Raw genomic sequence first — 18467 nt, 5'->3', positions numbered from 1 at the left:
TGGTACTACATTTGTGGAAGAGTAGGTCGTCGCCTTTTTTGAATCCCGATACATTTTTTGTGTCGGGATTTTTTTTGCGCTTTATTATTGAATAAGCTAAAATATATCTGACTACCACTGGTTGTGCTCCTTTTAATTTCGAATATTATTAATATCTTTAATCTCCTTTAAAAATAAGCACCAAGATTTAGTCCCAAATATGATATACACCATTATAGATGTTGAAACCACAGGTAAAAGCAATAAGCTTACTGAGATATCTATTTTTAAATATGATGGGACACAGGTTATTGATGAGTTTACGTCTTTGATTAATCCGCAGATGCTTATTCCAGATTATATTACTGCACTTACGGGTATCGATAATGGCATGGTTGCTGATGCACCAACGTTTTCAGAGATTGCACAGGCTATTTTTGACTTTACAGATCATTGCATTTTTGTAGCGCATAATGTTAATTTTGATTATAATGCGATTCGGAATGAGTTTAAAGCTGTTGGTATTGACTTTAACAGAAAAAAGTTATGTACCATTCGGTTGGCACGAAAATTAATTCCTGGGCATCGATCTTATAGTTTAGGGAAATTGTGCAGTGCGTTGCATATTCGTATTGCAGATCGTCACAGAGCGCGAGGTGATGCTGAAGCTACGGTTATTTTGTTTGAACTTTTACTTGCTCAAGAACATGCGGAAACTGTTTTTAATGACTTTTTAAAAAAATCGTCTAAGGAAGCCACATTGCCTTCGCATTTACCAACTACAGTGTTTAATAATTTACCCAACACGCCCGGTGTGTATTACTTTAAAAACAAAAAAGGGAAAATTATTTATGTAGGGAAAGCTAAAGATATTAAGAAGCGTGTGTTAAGTCATTTTTATAGTAAAACGAAGAAATCTTTAGCCATGTGTCGTGAAACGGCTGATATTGATTTTGCATTGTCTGGAAGTGAATTAATTGCCTTACTTATGGAAGATGCTGCCATAAAACAGCATTACCCAGAATACAACCAAGTGGCAAAACGTGCTACTAAAATGTATGCTATTTTTAGTTATACTGATAGAAAAGGGATTTTACATTTAGCGTATAACACCCTTAAAGCCACACCAAACCCGATATTGGTTTTACATTCTATAACCGAATGCCGCCAAGAAATAGAACAGCTCTGTATGCAGTTTGAACTCTGCCCAAAGTATTGCCATTTACAAGAAAACGTTGGTACTTGCAACCACTTTAAAATACATACCTGTAAAGGGGTTTGTAAAGACCATGAAGCTATTGGAACTTATAACCAACGTGTGTTACAAGCCATAGACAGCCTTAAAACCCATAAAAAAGATGTTGTTTTAAAACAGAAAGGACGCTACGATTACGAAGATGCCTTTATTATGATTGCACAAGGCACCTATTTGGGTTATGGCTTTATTGATAAAACCGAACAGATTAACAGCACCGAAGATTTAGAAACCTTTTTAATACGGCAGCAAGATAATAGTGATATTCAAAAGATTATTAGGAAGGTGTTGGTAAATACCTAACGTATCAATTATTATCCTTGATTAAATTTTTAAGAACTTTGTAGTTATTATCGTTTATTCAACTAGTTTAAACTTATTAAAAATCGTTACCACCAAACAACCTCGTCACCTTTAATTTGTTTATAATCTACGTTAGTTAAATCAAAATGTTTAGTAGCACAATCGATTTTACGTTTTTCATTAGGAAATTGTAATAAGTTTGGATTGACATTTCCTTTGGTTTCTCTAACCAATTCTAACTTAAATTTTTCGTTTTCATCCCAACGGATGATTCCCCAATCTGGATTGTAATTCCCAATAATCTTAGGTAATGAGATTTTAAATTGATTTGGAAATTTGAAAAAACAAACTACTTTATCATCTTCATTTAGTTTGTACTCTACAAATCGTCTTTCGATATCTGAATCAATTTGCACTTGGTCGTATAAAGACCAATTTGAACCATCAACCAATTCTTTTTGAGGGAATTTACGAGCTTCTGGAAACATATCTTCTGAATCATAGTCCATTAACTCTTTAGTTAATGAGTACTCAACATTAGCCGCAATATGGTCTGCTAAAGTACCTTTAATTGTATCTATAAAAACAGAAGTAAAACCTTCAGGGTTTTTGAAGATTTTTTCTTTGACTTCTTTATTCAGTCCTTTATAGATAGAAACTAACGTGATTCTTTTTAAATGTGTTGCTTCTTCTGCTCTTTCAATGAAATTGAAAATTGGATACGTAGTTTGTGCTTGTTGTTTGTGCTGTGGATCTCCTTTCTGTCCCTTTTCACTTGAAAAGGTGATGGCTTCACCAGTTCTTAAAATACCTTTATCTGAAAAAACAATTTCAGAATGGTCTTCGTCGGATTTAGCGTCTACGATCTTGAAACCTTTTAAACGTTCGTCTTTGGCGATTTTGGCCAAATCATCGCCAACTTTAAAATTGCGTTTAATCTTTTCTTCATTTCCGTCGGAATCTGATTTGAGAATTTCAAGTTTTATTACTCCTTCAATCACGTTTTTGAGTGTGATTTTAAAATCGGTCATCACAAAACGCCCTTTAACCACAACGATATTTGGTTCTGGAAATTTGGCTATATTAAGTTTGTCAACACAAAGCTTGGATAACTCATCTTCATCAATCTTTATTTTGTAATTTGTTTTTTGACAGAGCTTCTTCCAAAAACTATTGAAAGCTTCTGAATTGAATAATTTATTATTTCGTTTAGCTTCTACTTTACGAGCATTACTTGGTGTTGGTGGTGCAGCATCTCCACTTTCTCGGTAATTGTTTTGCAATTGTTCACAATACGACTCATAGCTTTCATTAGCTATTACTGTTAGCACATTGACACCTTCATCTGTAACCCTTTTCCCTTCTTGGTTTACTGAAAGCCTCAAACCTCTACCAATTTCCTGACGTTTTCTATTCTCAGAAGATGCGGTATTGAGTGTACATATTTGAAATACATTTGGACTATCCCAACCTTCTTTTAATGCAGAATGTGCAAAAATAAAGCTCGTCTTCTCCTCAAAACTCAATAACTTTTCTTTGTCTTTCATTATTAAGTTATAGGCTACTTTCTCCAGTTCTTTTTCTGCTTTTGTCTTTTTATCTACCGAAGTATCAACATATGTATCTGGTTTATTTTTGGCTTTCTTTTTAGCAAAATAACCTTCCCTTACTTGTTCAGCAGACCAACCATCATAAAAAGGATATTGCTTTTTCAATCTTTCATAGGCTTCATCGAATAGTTTTTTGATGACACCATCGCTTTCTACATAATTTGCAACCTTGTCAATAAAGAAAAGAGACAATACTTTTACGCCTTTATTGATGAGTTGTTTCTGCTTCTTCATGTGAGACTTGATGGTCTCCTCAATCTGAACTCTGAAAATTTCCTCTTTTGATAGTGTTACGTCACCACCTTCTGCTACTTTATATTCTGTACCATTAGTAAAAAATACAACTCCTAATGATTTGTTGATTTCATCAATCACCAATCCTTTGAAATTTTCGTTATTGGTTTTTTCAAAAAGGTCGTCGCCTTTGCGAAGTTTGATGGTTTCTGTTTTTACCTCACCATTTTTAATAACATTTAGTTTTGCTTCTAATCCTAAACCATATCCAGCCCTTTCTTCCATTAGTATTAGAGATAACTGATTGTCGTTTAGGTTGTTTTGTTCTGTAACACCAAGAACTTCAATCTTCTTTACCAAATCCATTTTGAAGGCATCCACAGGTGACAAGTGATAAAAACGATTCATTAACTCTCTGTTTTCTTCAGAGGTTTTCCCTTTTTCTGTAGGTGTTGCTGAATACTTCAATGCAAAGAATGGGTGTAATGTTCGTAAAGCTTCCCTCGATTTTGGTGACGTATAGTTTTGAGACTCATCTAATAGAAGAATTGGTCTCGTTTCTTGAATGTATTGATACGGTAATTTTTCTCCTTGAAGCTTTTCAGTAGGTTTGAAAATGACGTTTGATTCTTTATTAAAAGAATCAATAGTCATCACCATTACCTCCACTGCTGATGAATTTGCAAAACTTCGCAGCTTACTGATGTTTTTACCTGAATATTGTGTGAGGTGAATGGTTTCGTTGTTATAGAGCGATGCAAAATGGTCTTTTGTAATTTTGAATGTTTTTACAACACCTTCATAGATAGCGACACTTGGCACAATGATGATAAACTTTCCCCAACCATAGTTTTTTCGTAACTCATGAATTGTACGCAAATACACATAAGTTTTACCTGTACCTGTTTCCATCTCACAGGTGTAATATGGATAACGCCAAGAATCGATACCAGTAACCTCAAAGCCATCATCGAAATTAAGAAACATATCTTCTACCAATCCATTATCTTGCTGTACTTCCAAGAGATTATCGTACAGCCAAGTTTCATCCAACATTTCATATTGGTCCATGTTAGCAACAGTATCATCTCCTAATTGAAAGCCAGTATCTCTTTTGGTATAGCCTTGAAAGAGTTTTATCGTGCTATCGATAGCTCTTACTTGATGCTCTTGATCGCTTTCAAAATGTATTTTAAGTTTGCTCATATTTTCTTCTTAACTTTCCATAAACTGAACTACACGATGGTCTAGAATTATATCTGTCCATTGTACATTTCGTTTTAAAATAATTCCATTTAGTGATGTACACCTACTTAATGCTACATAGGTTTGTCCATGTGCAAATGCACCATTACCCAAATCTATTACTACTTGGTCAAATGTTTGACCTTGACTCTTATGAATAGTAATTGCCCAAGCTAGTTTTAGAGGATACTGGCTAAAAGTACCGGTTACAATAGGTTCTATTTTTTTAGTTTCCTTATCGTATTTATATTCCACCTGTTCCCATTCTGCCTTTTCTAATTCTATTGACATTCCATTTACAGAAACTATTATTTTATCGTCTGTAAGCTTCTTTATTTTTCCGATTGAGCCATTTACATAGCGTTTACCACTATCATTTTTTAACAACATCACCTGACTACCTTCTTTTAATTCTAATACTTCTGAAGTGGGAATAGATTTTGTGTCAAAATTTGAGCTAATATCTGCCTCATAGAAATAAGATTTCGCATTAATTCCTTCCAAACGTCTGGCATTTTCACCATCAGCAACTTTATTGGTTGTACAAAGCGTAACGAAATAGTCATCTCGCTGTGGTAAGAATCCAGGTACAACACGTTCATTTAAAGTTTCTAAAGTGTCATCATGTATTTGATTTTTGCGCACTTGATTGAGTATATCAATAAAAGTAGTATCCCCTGCTTGTCTGAATATTTTTTGTAACTCAATCTTCTTAAAACTATAATTATTAAATGTATTTGCACTAAAAAAATATGGACTTCCAAAATGATTATTATAAAATTCATTTAATTCCTTACCAACAACCACAGGTGGTAATTGAAATAAATCACCAAAGAAAACCATTTGCACACCTCCAAAAGGTAAATTGCTATTTCTATGCAATTTTAAAGATTTATCAATACCATCTATAATATCTGCACTCACCATTGAGATTTCATCAATGATAAGTGTGTCTAGTTTTTGAAACAATTCTGAACGTTGTTCATTTTTACTTATGGTATTTAATTTTATAAATCTTGGTGGAAATCTAAAAAACGAATGTATGGTTTGCCCATTGACCTGTAATGCTGCAATACCAGTAGGTGCAAGTATCACAATATTCTTTCTTGTTTTCTTTCTGAAGTATTTTAACAATGTAGACTTACCTGTTCCTGCCTTACCAGTAATAAAAACACTTTCTCTAGTTTTATCCATTAAGTCAAAAGCTTCTTGAAACTCATCCGTAATTACTAAATTGTCGGGAATTGAATTATCATATTTTGCAAGACGCTTTTCTTTTTTAGGTCTAGCAATTACAATTTCTTTTTGGTCTTGGTTTAAAACTGTAGGTGGTGAATATTTTGGTGGTGTGGATGGTCTATAGGTAGAACTTGAATTAGAACTCCCAGAGAATGAACGAATCACAAAATACCCAATTACTATTGCAATTATCCAACCCATTTCTTTAAATCGTTTTAATTAAACCTTTATCAGACAAACGCAGTTTGTCTTGGTTGCTAATGGCAGTATCTAAACAGATAAAGATGCTATTGCTATCTAACTTTAAATCTGAAATGAGGTTTTCTTCTATGTTGTCGTCTAAACAAATGAGCAGTTTGGTTTCTAAATCCTCATGACTGATTTGGTTGACCTCATTTTTACCAAAGTTGGAAGTCTCTAGTTTACTATCTAATGGGAAGCCTTCTAGTAATTGTATTTCTGTAAGCAGTTTGTTTTTTGACCAATCTGGTTTTAATGGGCTGTTGGCAAACTCATCTAATGCTAGTTCTACTTGACTAACGTTTGTTGAATTGATGTCTTGCCATGTTTTATAACTAGAATTTATTAACTTATAATTTATAAAACCCGAATTAGTATTAAGTTTTTTTTCAACTCTTCTAATTCTTTCTTTTGCTATATCTGAAACTTTTAAATAACCCTGTGAAAATGCAATACTATCTTCATTAGTCAATTCAGGTAGTTGGACACAAATAAATCTTACATCTAAATTGTCGAGATTTGACTCTAACACAGCTTGAGCTGTTGAAGCTGAACCAGCAAAGAAATCTAATGCTATTTCACCTTCCATGTTAGTGGAAGTGATAAATTCTCTTATTAAATCAACTGGTTTTGGATACTCTAAAATATCCACCCCAAATAATTCTCTTAATTCTTGACTTCCTTGTTGTGTGCTAAATTCATTATAGTAAATACTTCTTAAAGCTTTCCCTTCATATTCATATTCAAATTTTTTATATCTAGGAATATTAGCACCCTTAAGAAATACTCGATTATCATCAAATATGTCTCGCATAGAACTTGGAATATATGCCCATCTTCTAATAAAATAAGCAATACCCTTATTTTCATCAAACTCTTCAGAAGATATTGAACTACCATCAACCTCTCTAAATACTATCAGATTGTTATGATAAAAAAAACTATCAATTACGTTCTTATCAATTATTTTTTCATCATCATTCGCATCATAATAAACCTCTATTTGATATAATTGATTTTGATTTCTATTTTTTGATGGTGCAGTAATTGCGCAACTTTCCCAAGGTCCTCTATCATCATTATCAGGGTTTTTAAAATTACCATCTTCATCATCTTTAACCCTCCATTTTTCTCCCAAAAATTTATTTTTTGTATAAGCTAATACATATTCATGTTCAGAAAAAACTTTGTCAATATTAGAGCCGGAACCTGTTTTTCTTTTCCAAACAATATTAGAAATGAAATTTTCTTCCCCAAAAACCTCATTCATAATCGCACGTAGATTATGCACTTCATTATCATCAATACTTATAAAAATTGCACCGTCCTCTTTCAATAAGTTACGTGCTAAACGTAAACGTGGATACATCATGCTTAACCATTTACTATGAAAACGACCATCACTACGTTTATTGGTGGTGAGTGGCTTGCCTTCTTCGTCTATTTGTCCTGTTCTACGTAAATATTCTTGTAAGGGTTCGGTAAAGTCATCATCGTACACAAAATCGTTACCAGTGTTGTATGGTGGGTCGATGTAAATCATTTTGATACGATTGGCATAACTCTTTTGTAAGATTTTGAGGACCTCTAGATTTTCGCCTTCAATGAAGATGTTTTTTGAGTCGTTTTTACCATCGTTATCTGGCGTGCCATCTGGTTTTAAGCCTTCGCCATACACAGGCTCAAAAGTCCCTTCACTTGGAATGGCTGCGAGTTTACGTGCTTCTTTTTTACCTGGCCAGAAGAGTCCAAAATGTTCTAGCGTATCGTCGTCTTCATCTTGTGCCCAATCGCCTAAATTTTGGCGTAGCGTTTCAAAATTAATCTTACCATCTTCAAAACACTCTGGTACAATTTGTTTGAGTTGGTTAATTTTATCGTCATCGAATGTAAACTCTGGTTGTAGTTTTTCGTGTGCCATATTTTATTTTTCCTTTAAAAAGAAGGTTTCATTTTTGTTTTGTGATACTGCCTTAAAGGTATCTATTTCGATAAAACGATTAAACTTTTCATCTTCAAATTTCCATCTTTTTAAGGCAAATTTTATTAATTCGTTTTCGCGTTGGTCAATTAAAGAGCAACCTAAATTTCTGTAAAAATTCTTTTTCTTTACTCTATTTTTTGAGCAGGCAAATGTCCAAGCTTTATCCAGTTTTTTCTTTAATTCATTGACTTGCATCATTGGACTAGAAGAATTGTCTATCAGAAATTTCACTTTATTCTCAATATTCCATGCATTTATCTGAATATTACTTGATAATCCTATGAGGACAAAATTGCCCAAACGACGTTTGTCTATGTAATTTTCTGGGAAGTATTGCAATAAATTTTTATTTGCCCAAATATGCTCTCGTGAGAGGTAATCGTTAAGTTTTTCCTTTTTGGTTTGCTGTCTGCTAATTAAAATCTTTTCGATGTCCCAAGTTATCTTGCGATTTACGTTTAATTCTTCTTCATAAGAAGCGAGAAAGAATCGTAATCCATTCCAATGGTAATAATCAATAGATTCGTCCAAATCTACTGTGAGTGATTGTACAAAAACAGACTCAGGACACATTCGTTTGGTAAAATCTATAAGCTGCGCTTTGGTACAATCAAAAATATCACCATGGATTTCACTCCCTAGATAGGTTTCATATTTTTCATCATCATTATCGGAATGCCAATCTTCACAATTGAAAAGCTCATTTGCCCAAAAGAATAAATCACCTTGTTTGCTATCAGCACGTGAAATGTTGGCATTTGGCAATACATAGATTCTGAAATTTGTTATCTCAATGATTTTAAGTAATTCTAAAACCGTTTCTGGTTTATCTTGTAGATAAGACATGGTTGCCAAATACATTGGTAGTACCGATGCATTAACTGGATGGCAACGTAATTGTTTAAGGACAGTAGCAATTTCTTTTTTTAATGGTCCTTCGTATTCACGGATAAAGACATCACCATTCGTAAAATAAGCAAAGGATTGCGAAGCTTCTTGAATAAAATCTATGAAGCCTTCAATTTCTTCAATTTTATCTTCTAAATCAGATTTATCATCTGGTTTATATTTTAATTTCAATTCATCATATACATTCCAACTTTTACTCTTGTTGGCAGAGTAATACACCAAATAGCAATTTCTTAAAAAGTTGTTTTCATCTTGATTTGAGATGACTCCAGATTCGCTTAAATATTTTAAAATGGACTCCCAGTTGTTATTTACTTTAACCTGTAAGGAAACCTTATTGTTTATAGTTGCATAATAGATGAAATAGTTTTTGATTTTTTCTAATTCTGACAATGCTTTGCCACGATTATTAATCACCTCGAACATGATACCTATTTCTTTAATGTTTGCTGGTGCAAAACAAAGAAACCCTAGCTTGTTTAAAACTGTATCATGAATAACATCGATACTACCATTCTGTAACCGCAACCATTTATAGATTTGAGTTTTTGACTTTCGTAAATTTTGAAGTGATTTAATGGTTGCTGGAATATTCTTTTTATCACCAATGATACATTCTTTAAAAAATGCATCAGTCTCTTTATTAGTTTCTAAAATGTATTGCCCTTTTTTTTGAATGAGAAAGGTGTTGTGAATATGACTATATTTTTCTTTATCTATTTCATAAAGTTCTTTAAGCAATATTATGAGTGTTGTTAAACGTTGTTGTCCATCAACTATGTTATAGCGTTCACTAGTTGCATCCTTGGAAATAACTAAAGTACCTGTATAGTGTTTATGGTCTTGATGACTGATATGCTCAATATCCGTTAAAAGGTCCTCTACTTGTTCATTATCCCAAGAATAGCCTCTTTGATAATCTGGTATCTTAAAAAGCTTGCCTGAAACTACTTCTTCAATGGTTAATAAATCGGTTACATATTTAGTTTTAGTCATAAATAGTTTTATAAATTATCTGGATTTCGGGCTTGCAAGTTTGCATTTACCCAATCTTCTTTATCGGTATCGCTACCAAAATCATCAAAATATTTTTTAAAATTTCCGCGTTCACCTTTTCCTTTACTTGTAGCATACTCTCTGTATGATGAACAAGAAAAACGTGCATCGCAGTTTCGACAAACTCTAGTGCCAAACAAAGCATTCGTTCCCTCCATTTTCTCACGCAACTTTTCGGTTGGTGCAGGTTTAAACTTTTTATCTTCAATACAATCTACAGTTTCAGCAAAGTCATCGATGACATCCTGTACTTTAAGTTGATCAAATTCTAAATCGACCATTGGGTTCCATTTGGATAACTCATACTGTATTCTGAACTGGTCGTTGAGCAAATGTGCCTGTTTTAAACCCTCCGGATATGCCGTAGAAATAATTGCTGTTTTATCTAATGCTTGACCACGAAGCTCCTGCCAGATGTGAGCATAGACGTTAAGTTGCTTTTCGTAATGCTCTTTGTTGGATTGCACGTATTCTAAATCGTGGGTTTTGATATCGTACATCCACGTTTCGTCATCGTCTCGTACAATATCGACAATACCTTCAATGGTAAAGTTTCTGCCTTTAGGTGTAGTTTTGTTTGGCAATGTTAGTTTTACTTCTGTATCCGTAACCTTGTTCGCCACGTCTTTCATTTTCTGAAAATAATAGAGTACTTGGGTTAATGCCAATTGCTTGATATCTTCGGTTACTGCGTGACCACCTTCAAGACGTAACAATTCGTAATTCTCTTCGAAATACTCTCTAATCTTTTCAATTACTTCAAAATCTTCCATTAGACACTTTCTTTTTTACGATTAGCAATGAGTAGGTGATGTAAATCTTCAATGGTTTGATGTACTAAACTACCAAAAAACATCGTTTGAGAACGTGATGGAATGAAACCATACTTTTTAAACACCATATACTTTCTTGGGCATTGTTGATAATTGAGATAGTCTGCAGTATAGGAATAGCTTTTGCCTAAATCTTCTTCGTCTAAAGTGATTTGAGGAATTGTATTAAATTCTAATTCATCAAGTTTTGGAAAATCGTTTGCTTTAAACATATTCTTAAACGCCTGACTTTGTCTCTGCCGTTTCCATTGAGGTAACAAAGTCATTTGTTTGGCTCGTGATAATGCAACATAGAACATTCGCATATTATCGAAATGTGAGATTTTATCTAGTGGTTCACCTTCTTTTTTAAGTAAGTCTCTCACTATTATTTCCTTCATATCCGCAGCTCGATCAATTTTGTTTAAATTCCCCATTACTACATAAGGAAATTCCAATCCTTTGGATTGGTGAATAGTTAAAAAAGGGACACGTCCTTTTGGAAATGGGTCGTCTGCATCTTCATATTCGGATTCTCCTAATCTGTAGATGGCATATAAATAAGAACCCACAAATGTATTAGCAAACTTTCTTTCTGAAAGGAATGAAGCCGTAATAATTGCTGAATACTCTTCCATGAATCTTGCTAAATATTGCGTAATGAGCCCAAGGTTGCATACAGGACCTTCATCAATACCTTCTTCAGCCAATTGGTACATGTCTTGAAAATGTTTAAAACCGTTTATTTGATAGAAAATATCTAATACACTCCAATCTGCAGAAGTAACTCGATTCACAACATAGGCTAATGAAACTGGTTCTTTAGCTTGCTGTCGTTTTTTGAGTAAATCTAAAAAGGCTCGTTTTTGAAGTGTCGCTCTACATTTGGCAGAGAGACCAGATGCACTTGCCAAATCACGCATCATATCGAGTTGTAATGGCTTGTTAAGTTTCCATTTTTTCTTGTTGATGACTTTCATTAAGGCCTCATAATCAGAAAGCATCCCTTCAATCTCCTTTTGCCTATCTTCTACATACTCTTTTAAGAAACTATCTTGTGCCATCAGTTGTTCTGCCCTTGTCATAGCCCTTATTTGCCACATTCTAAAATCTTGCAGTCCACCACTAACATTTCCTTGATGGCTCGGTCTCCCAAGAATATGAAACATTAAACCAAAAACATCTAATGATTCTTGTATGTCTAAAAAACGTCCTGCTCTTGGCGCAAAAACTTGAATACCGAGATTGTTTAATGCGTTTTCAAATCGTTCAACTGCTGTATTTTTAACACCTCTAAAGCTTAAAGAAGGAAATAAAAATGCTACTTGATTGTAGTCTTCAATTTTATCTTGTTCTCGTAAATCATAGATAAATTGAGCAACTTGAGCAAAAACATCGGATTGATCATTTCTGTCGGTTGTTATTATTGCCGGAAAATCTTCTTGATTGAAAGGCAAGATATTTTTGTCATGCACTCGGTAATATCCATTTCCTTTTGGCTTTGACCAATCGCTTTGCTCGATAAAATCTGTATAGAATTGAACTATATTTTTTTTGGAACGATAATTAATATCAAGGTCAATACGTGTAGGTTTTAAACCCAAATATTTTTGACATCTATCTTCAAACTCTACAAGGTTTTCAACGGTTGCACCTCTAAAACGATACAAAGCTTGGTCGTCATCACCTACAACACAAATATTCTTACATTTTTTAGCTAATTCAAAATAAATCTGTTCCTGAATCGCATTGGTATCTTGATACTCATCTACAATAATGTGGTCATAAACATCACAAGATTTTTTGTAATCTTTAATCTTATTAAAAGCTCTTTGCTGTAAAAGTGAAAAGTCAACTGTTTCTATTTTGCCTTCTCTGTGCGTCTTACAATAAAAATCATACATCTTGAGAATACGTTGTAAAACTTCGTCTGAAGTCTTTACCTCATTTGGGTTTAGATTCTCTTCTGAAAATCTATTGAAAATAGCAATTAAATTATTAGCAGCATAGTGCCTTGAATAGAAATCCTTCCCATCAAAATAATTGTTTATTTCTCTTTGCGCATTTTCCTCGTTTTTCTCAATATCTTCAGAAGTCATATACCCTCCAGCATTTAAAAGCTCTCTCCAATAACCTCTCCTATAAATCTTGAAATACTGTGAAAGAGAATCTAATAGGATTGGTGAATTACTTCTTTCATCTGAAAAACATCTATCTCTATCCACTAATATATCTTGACAAATTGAATGTACAGTTCCAATTGCCATTCCTGAAATGTCATACGGAACTCCTGTTTCGTTTGTTATAAGTCCAAGCAAACTTCTTAGTCCATCTTTTAATTGATGAGCTGCTTTTTCTGTAAAGGTTGCAAGAAAAATTCTTTTTGGATCTACGTCATGAAAAACAATTAAGTTTACCGTTCGCCATAACAAAACTCTAGTTTTGCCTGAACCTGGACCTGCTGTTAAGAACAATGGACCATCAACATGTAATATTGCTTTTTCTTGTTTATTGTTAGGTTTGAATTTTTTTAAGTTCCAGAAGAAGGTAATGTCTTTTTCAACCATAAAATATTAATTATAGCTTGTATAATTGTAGTGTTAGTTTTGTTTTAAAATTTAATTCTTAGGAGTTTTTAAAGATATAAAAAGTAGTTGAATACATACAGATTTATTTAATAAATATGGTTCTTAAATTATCAATATTTATCATCGATATAGTTTTTCTTTAAGCTAATATAAAAGCATTATTAGTTGAATAATTAATAACTTTAATACATTGGAGTAGAGCGCTAATAGTCCTTCGATCGCGCTAAGGACAAGCTCGATCATTTTTTTATGGTTTTGGTAGTATGAAGTTGTTAAGGTGAATGAATTATGGCATTACTAACAAATAGAGATGGTTTTTGGATTTAAAACTGGCCTTGGCAGACACGTGCGGGAGCGATAGTAGCGGCATCCTTTTGTTTTTGTTTAAGGGGTTGGACTGAATTTTAAATATTGAACAGAGCGTGTTATGGATTCCTGCCTTCGCAGGAATGACAAAAACAAAAGATACAGCGGATAGCGCGGTTTTTATTTTTTTTATAAAAACCCGCCCAAAAAAATAGTCAATAGTAGTATCTTCATTTTTTAAATTTTTAGCGTATTAATGGCAGAGAATAGGGAGTTGGAATTGGCGTGGCAATTTGTGAACCACACACACCGATCGATTTTTTTGACGGGTAAGGCGGGTACTGGTAAAACCACGTTTTTGCACCGTTTGAAGATGCATAGTTTAAAGCGTTTGGTGGTGGTGGCGCCTACGGGTGTGGCGGCGATTAATGCGAAGGGTGTGACGATACATTCGTTTTTTCAGATGCCTTTTGGCCCCATTTTACCGGATACGGATTTGAATGCCAGCAAGGGGTTTAACCGTAAGTTTAGCAAGACGAAGATTAATATTATTAAGAGTATGGACCTCTTGGTGATTGACGAGATTAGTATGGTGCGCGCCGATTTGCTGGATGGGATTGATCGCACCTTGCGCCGTTTTAGAAACCGCAACAAAGTGTTTGGTGGTGTGCAGGTGTTGATGATTGGCGATTTACAACAACTAAGCCCCGTGATTAAGGAACAGGAGTGGGAGTTGTTGAAGCATGAGTATGCTAACGGTTTCTTTTTTAGTAGTAAGGCGTTTAGGGATTGTAATGCGATTACCATTGAGTTGCAGCATATTTACCGACAAGAGAACCCGAAATTTATTGAAATACTTAATGAGATACGCAACAATGCCTTGAGCCAAAGGGCTGCGGATGAATTGAATAAACGGTTTGTGCCTGATTTTACACCAGCGCCTGATGCGGGCTATATTAGTTTAACCACACATAATAATAAAGCAGAGGCGACCAATAGGAGTGAGCTGGCGAAATTAACGACGAAACCGTTTACCTATAGGGCGGAAGTGGATGGGAAATTCCCGGAATATGCCTACCCGAATGCTGTGGATTTGGAGTTGAAAGTTGGCGCGCAGGTGATGTTTGTTAAGAATGATAGCGACCCTGCCAAACGCTATTTTAACGGTAAGATTGGAAAGGTGATTTTGTTGGATCGTGATGAAGTGGTAGTACACTGCCCTGATGATGATTTTAATATTAGCGTAACGCCCGAAACTTGGGAGAATATTAATTATTCGGTTGATGCTGAAACGAAGGCGATTACTGAGGAGAAAATAGGTTCGTACACCCAAATGCCCTTACGATTGGCGTGGAGTATTACCATACATAAGAGTCAGGGTTTAACCTTTGAAAAGGCCATTATTGATGCGGCTGGTGCGTTTGCGCACGGGCAAACCTATGTGGCTTTGAGCAGGTGTAAATCCTTAGAGGGTTTGGTGTTGAAGAGCAAAATACATGCTAGCCAGATTATTAGCGATGGTAATGTGACGCGTTTTAACGAAGCTGCTGAGGAGAATGCGCCTGATGAAACGGTGTTGGCGGATTCGCAGAAACAGTTTCAGTTGGATTTGATTGCTGAGATTTTTGAGTTTTATGGGTTTTTGTATCCGTTGAACAGGATTTTGGATGTGTACTATAAGAATAAGACGGTGGTAGAAGGGAAGGTGGAAGACACTTTTGTACCTATAAAAGAGTGTATTACTAACTTTTTGAAAGTGGCTAATGGGTTTAACGCTCAGTTGAAACAGCTTGCTTTGGATGGTGGTTTGCCAGAAGACAGTGCCTTGATACAAGAGCGTTTTAAAAAGGGGATTGGGTATTTTAAAACGGAGACCGAAACCAAGATTTTAGCGCCTTTAAAGACCTTTGCCTTTACTACAGATAACCAAGCAATTGGTGGTGAGATTACCAAACATTTGGATGGGTTTGAGGATTTATTAACGGTGAAGCTGTTGTATTTTAAAGGGTTGGAGACTGGATTTGAAGCGCGCAAATTTTTGGAGTTGCGAGCCAAAGCGGTATTTTCTGGAAAGGAAGCGCCTAAAAAGTCACGAAAGACTGTTGTTGAAGGGACGAGCAATGTGGAACTGTTTGAAAAGTTGCGTTTGTTACGGAATGACATTGCGGAGGAGAAGGGTTTAATTCATTATCAGATTTTTACCCAAAAGGCGCTTTATGAAATGTGTGAAACCTTACCTACCAACAAAGCGGAATTACTTAATGTAAATGGTATGGGGAAAAGGCGCGTGGAGAAGTATGGTGACGCTATCTTGAAGGTGATTCGTGGGTATTGTGAGGCAAACGATATTGAAACGTCTGCTGAAGCTGAGATTTTTGATGCGCCCAAAAAACCTAAACGCCAAAAGGGTGATACTAAAAGAGAATCTTTAGCATTGTTTCAGTCGGGGAAGTCGGTTCAGGAGATTGCCGTTTTTCGGGAGTTGAATACCAATACGATTATTGGGCATTTGGCGAGTTTTATGGATTCTGGGGAGGTAAAGATTACTGATTTGATGTCTGAAGATCATTATGAAGAATTGAAGGTTTTGATTCCGAAGACGACTTTTGAGAATTTATCGGATTTGAAACATCAAGTGGATGATAAGTTTAGTTATGGGGAGTTAAGGTTGGTTTTGGAGGATTTGAAGAAGTCAGGATAATTTAGGCAGATTCTTACGTCGCACTTAAGCGCTGCTCAGAATGACATTTGTCTTATTAGATTTTCACGTCGCACTTTGCTGCTCCTCATGATGACAATCATTTTTCTTGTTCATTTTGCCTTGATGCAAAACGAACCAAAAGATCAAAACGATTTGTTAGGAAATTGCGAAGCACCATTCGCTAATACTATATGATAATATTTTTATTTAATACTAATGCTTCAATCCTTGATATTGGATTTGAACAATACTGACAGCTCATTATTTCTGAAAATCGTTGGTTCCGACGGTGTCGGAATTCCAAGCTGCATGATGTTTTGAGTTTCTATGTCGATTAATAACATAGTTGTTGGATTTTTACTTTTAAATTTATTGTCTGAAAAGTGTTAAGACTTCTCTGTCCATTTTGCCTTAATGCTAAACCCTTCGACTGTGCCCAGTATTAACAAAGCCAAAAGGTCAAAACGATTTGTTAGGAAATTGCTAAAGCACCATTCGCTAATAAATTTATGATTGTAGTTTTTTATAAATTTTTAGATTTCAATCCTAGATTTCGGCTGTCAACAATATTAGTTGCTCATTATTTCTGAAAATCGTTGATTCCGACTCTGTCGGAAGTTCAAGTGGCATGATGTGTTGGGTAAGTAGTTAGTAGGTAGTAATCAGTTTTAGTATACTGATGTTCAAAGACCCAAACCTGTACTTGAAACAGTTAGTTTTTTATTATACACGATTCTTACGTTGTGCTTTGCTGCTCCTCATGATGACAATCATTTTTCTTGTTCATTTTGCCTTGATGCAAAACGAACCAAAAAATCAAAACGATTTGTTAGGAAATTGCGAAGCACCATTCGCTAATACTTTATGATAATATTTTTATTTAATACTAATGCTTGAATCCTTGATATTGGATTTCAACAATACTGACAGCTCATTATTTCTGAAAATCGTTGGTTCCGACGGTGTCGGAATTCCAAGCTGCATGATGTTTTGGGTTTCTATGTCGATTAATAACATAGTTGTTGGATTTTTACTTTTAAATTTATTGTATGAAAAGTTTTAAGACTTCTCTTTTCATTTTGCCTTAATGCTAAACCCTTCGACTGCGCTCAGTATTAACAAAGCCAAAAGATCAAAACGATTTGTTAGGAAATTGTGAAGCACCATTCGCTAACAAATTTATGATTGTAGTTTTTTATAAATTTTTAGATTTCAATCTTAGATTTCGGCTGTCAATAATATTTGTTGCTCATTATTTCTTAAAATCGTTGATTCCGACTCTGTCGGAAGTTCAAGAGGTATGATGTGTTGGGATTTAATTAGTAATTTGTTATGCAACGCTAACTATCTTTAATTATATTTTAGATTTATTATGAGTTTTCTAATTCTCGCTTTTGTAGTTCATAGAATGACAAAACTATTGATTCTCTGTAAGGATTTTTAGGTGTTTAGACTAAACGTTAATCTTTTATGAAATTAAAAATATTTATTTAAATTAGTGTCCATGAATTTAATCATCCAATCTACTCTTAAAACACTTCAAAAGTCTCAAGTATTATTAGATAATTTATCCAACTCGCAATTGAGTGATGCTTCCGTATCGCCTTACTATTCTAGTATTGGTTGCCATATTAGGCATATACTAGATTTTTATGATTGTATTTTTAATATATCTGAAGACAACAAGGTTGACCTAACTGCAAGGAGCAGAAATAAAGACGTAGAATGTGATTGTGGATGTGCACAGGATTATTTAAATCAGATTATAGGGCAGTTGAGTTCCACTAAGTTTGATATTGACGAAACTGTTTTAGTTACTGATGATTTAGGATTGGGACAAACAGAAATTCCTTATACTTATGGTTCGTTGTTGGCACAGGCCAATAGCCATACCATTCATCATTATGCTATTATCAATTATATTTTTGATAGTTTAGGTATCGTGATTAACGATAGTGAGTTTGGTTATAATCCCACTACGCCAAAGCAGGTTTCTGCGGAGTAAT

The 18467-nt window shown here is 34.5% G+C and carries 9 protein-coding genes; 3 read left to right on the top strand and 6 right to left on the bottom strand.

Annotation, left to right across the window (positions count from 1 at the left end):
- Positions 1-199: 199 nt before the first annotated feature.
- On the top strand, positions 200-1537 hold the full coding sequence (locus ABD939_RS11155) for an exonuclease domain-containing protein (protein ID WP_345168472.1): 1338 nt from the start codon (positions 200-202) through the stop codon (positions 1535-1537).
- Positions 1538-1623: 86 nt separating this feature from the next.
- Here ABD939_RS11155 and ABD939_RS11150 read toward each other — a convergent pair whose 3' ends face one another.
- The 6 genes from ABD939_RS11150 to ABD939_RS11125 are packed head-to-tail and all read right to left on the bottom strand — an operon-like array spanning position 1624 to position 13433.
- Positions 1624-4587 carry a restriction endonuclease gene (locus tag ABD939_RS11150; RefSeq protein WP_345168470.1) on the bottom strand — a complete coding sequence of 988 codons (2964 nt, stop codon included), beginning with the start codon at positions 4585-4587 and terminating at the stop codon, positions 1624-1626.
- A 9-nt stretch (positions 4588-4596) separates the two neighbouring features.
- Entirely contained in the window at positions 4597-6066 is a 1470-nt protein-coding gene (locus ABD939_RS11145) for an ATP-dependent DNA helicase (RefSeq protein WP_345168468.1), read from the bottom strand.
- Positions 6067-6070: 4 nt separating this feature from the next.
- The gene (locus ABD939_RS11140; protein WP_345168464.1) at positions 6071-8026 is read right to left on the bottom strand and encodes a site-specific DNA-methyltransferase; all 1956 of its coding nucleotides are present in this window, start codon (positions 8024-8026) and stop codon (positions 6071-6073) included.
- 3 nt (positions 8027-8029) lie between these two features.
- Complete coding sequence (locus tag ABD939_RS11135; RefSeq protein WP_345168461.1) at positions 8030-9994, bottom strand: DUF262 domain-containing protein; 1965 nt, start codon at positions 9992-9994, stop codon at positions 8030-8032.
- An 8-nt stretch (positions 9995-10002) separates the two neighbouring features.
- Positions 10003-10827: a PD-(D/E)XK nuclease family protein gene (locus ABD939_RS11130; RefSeq protein ID WP_345168459.1), complete on the bottom strand. Its 825-nt coding sequence runs from the start codon at positions 10825-10827 to the stop codon at positions 10003-10005.
- On the bottom strand, positions 10827-13433 hold the full coding sequence (locus tag ABD939_RS11125; protein ID WP_345168454.1) for a UvrD-helicase domain-containing protein: 2607 nt from the start codon (positions 13431-13433) through the stop codon (positions 10827-10829). Before ABD939_RS11125 ends, ABD939_RS11130 begins: the two co-directional genes overlap by 1 nt.
- 583 nt (positions 13434-14016) lie before the next feature.
- Here ABD939_RS11125 and ABD939_RS11120 point away from each other — a divergent pair.
- Both ABD939_RS11120 and ABD939_RS11115 read left to right on the top strand, forming a co-directional pair.
- Positions 14017-16461 carry a helix-turn-helix domain-containing protein gene (locus ABD939_RS11120; protein WP_345168449.1) on the top strand — a complete coding sequence of 815 codons (2445 nt, stop codon included), beginning with the start codon at positions 14017-14019 and terminating at the stop codon, positions 16459-16461.
- Positions 16462-17965: 1504 nt separating this feature from the next.
- Positions 17966-18466 (top strand): hypothetical protein, encoded by a 501-nt coding sequence (locus ABD939_RS11115; protein WP_345168446.1) that lies wholly within the window; start codon positions 17966-17968, stop codon positions 18464-18466.
- Position 18467 lies beyond the last annotated feature (1 nt).

It is taken from the genome of Algibacter aquimarinus (genome assembly GCF_039543265.1).
GTDB lineage: Bacteria > Bacteroidota > Bacteroidia > Flavobacteriales > Flavobacteriaceae > Algibacter_B > Algibacter_B aquimarinus.
This window is presented reverse-complemented; position numbering and strand designations above follow the sequence as displayed.

Bases quoted from the DNA above. Each gene is read 5' to 3' on its own strand.
- ABD939_RS11155 (WP_345168472.1), top strand. From the start codon at position 200: ATGATATACACCATTATAGATGTTGAAACCACAGGTAAAAGCAATAAG.
- ABD939_RS11150 (WP_345168470.1), bottom strand. From the start codon at position 4,587: ATGAGCAAACTTAAAATACATTTTGAAAGCGATCAAGAGCATCAAGTA.
- ABD939_RS11145 (WP_345168468.1), bottom strand. From the start codon at position 6,066: ATGGGTTGGATAATTGCAATAGTAATTGGGTATTTTGTGATTCGTTCA.
- ABD939_RS11140 (WP_345168464.1), bottom strand. From the start codon at position 8,026: ATGGCACACGAAAAACTACAACCAGAGTTTACATTCGATGACGATAAA.
- ABD939_RS11135 (WP_345168461.1), bottom strand. From the start codon at position 9,994: ATGACTAAAACTAAATATGTAACCGATTTATTAACCATTGAAGAAGTA.
- ABD939_RS11130 (WP_345168459.1), bottom strand. From the start codon at position 10,827: ATGGAAGATTTTGAAGTAATTGAAAAGATTAGAGAGTATTTCGAAGAG.
- ABD939_RS11125 (WP_345168454.1), bottom strand. From the start codon at position 13,433: ATGGTTGAAAAAGACATTACCTTCTTCTGGAACTTAAAAAAATTCAAA.
- ABD939_RS11120 (WP_345168449.1), top strand. From the start codon at position 14,017: ATGGCAGAGAATAGGGAGTTGGAATTGGCGTGGCAATTTGTGAACCAC.
- ABD939_RS11115 (WP_345168446.1), top strand. From the start codon at position 17,966: ATGAATTTAATCATCCAATCTACTCTTAAAACACTTCAAAAGTCTCAA.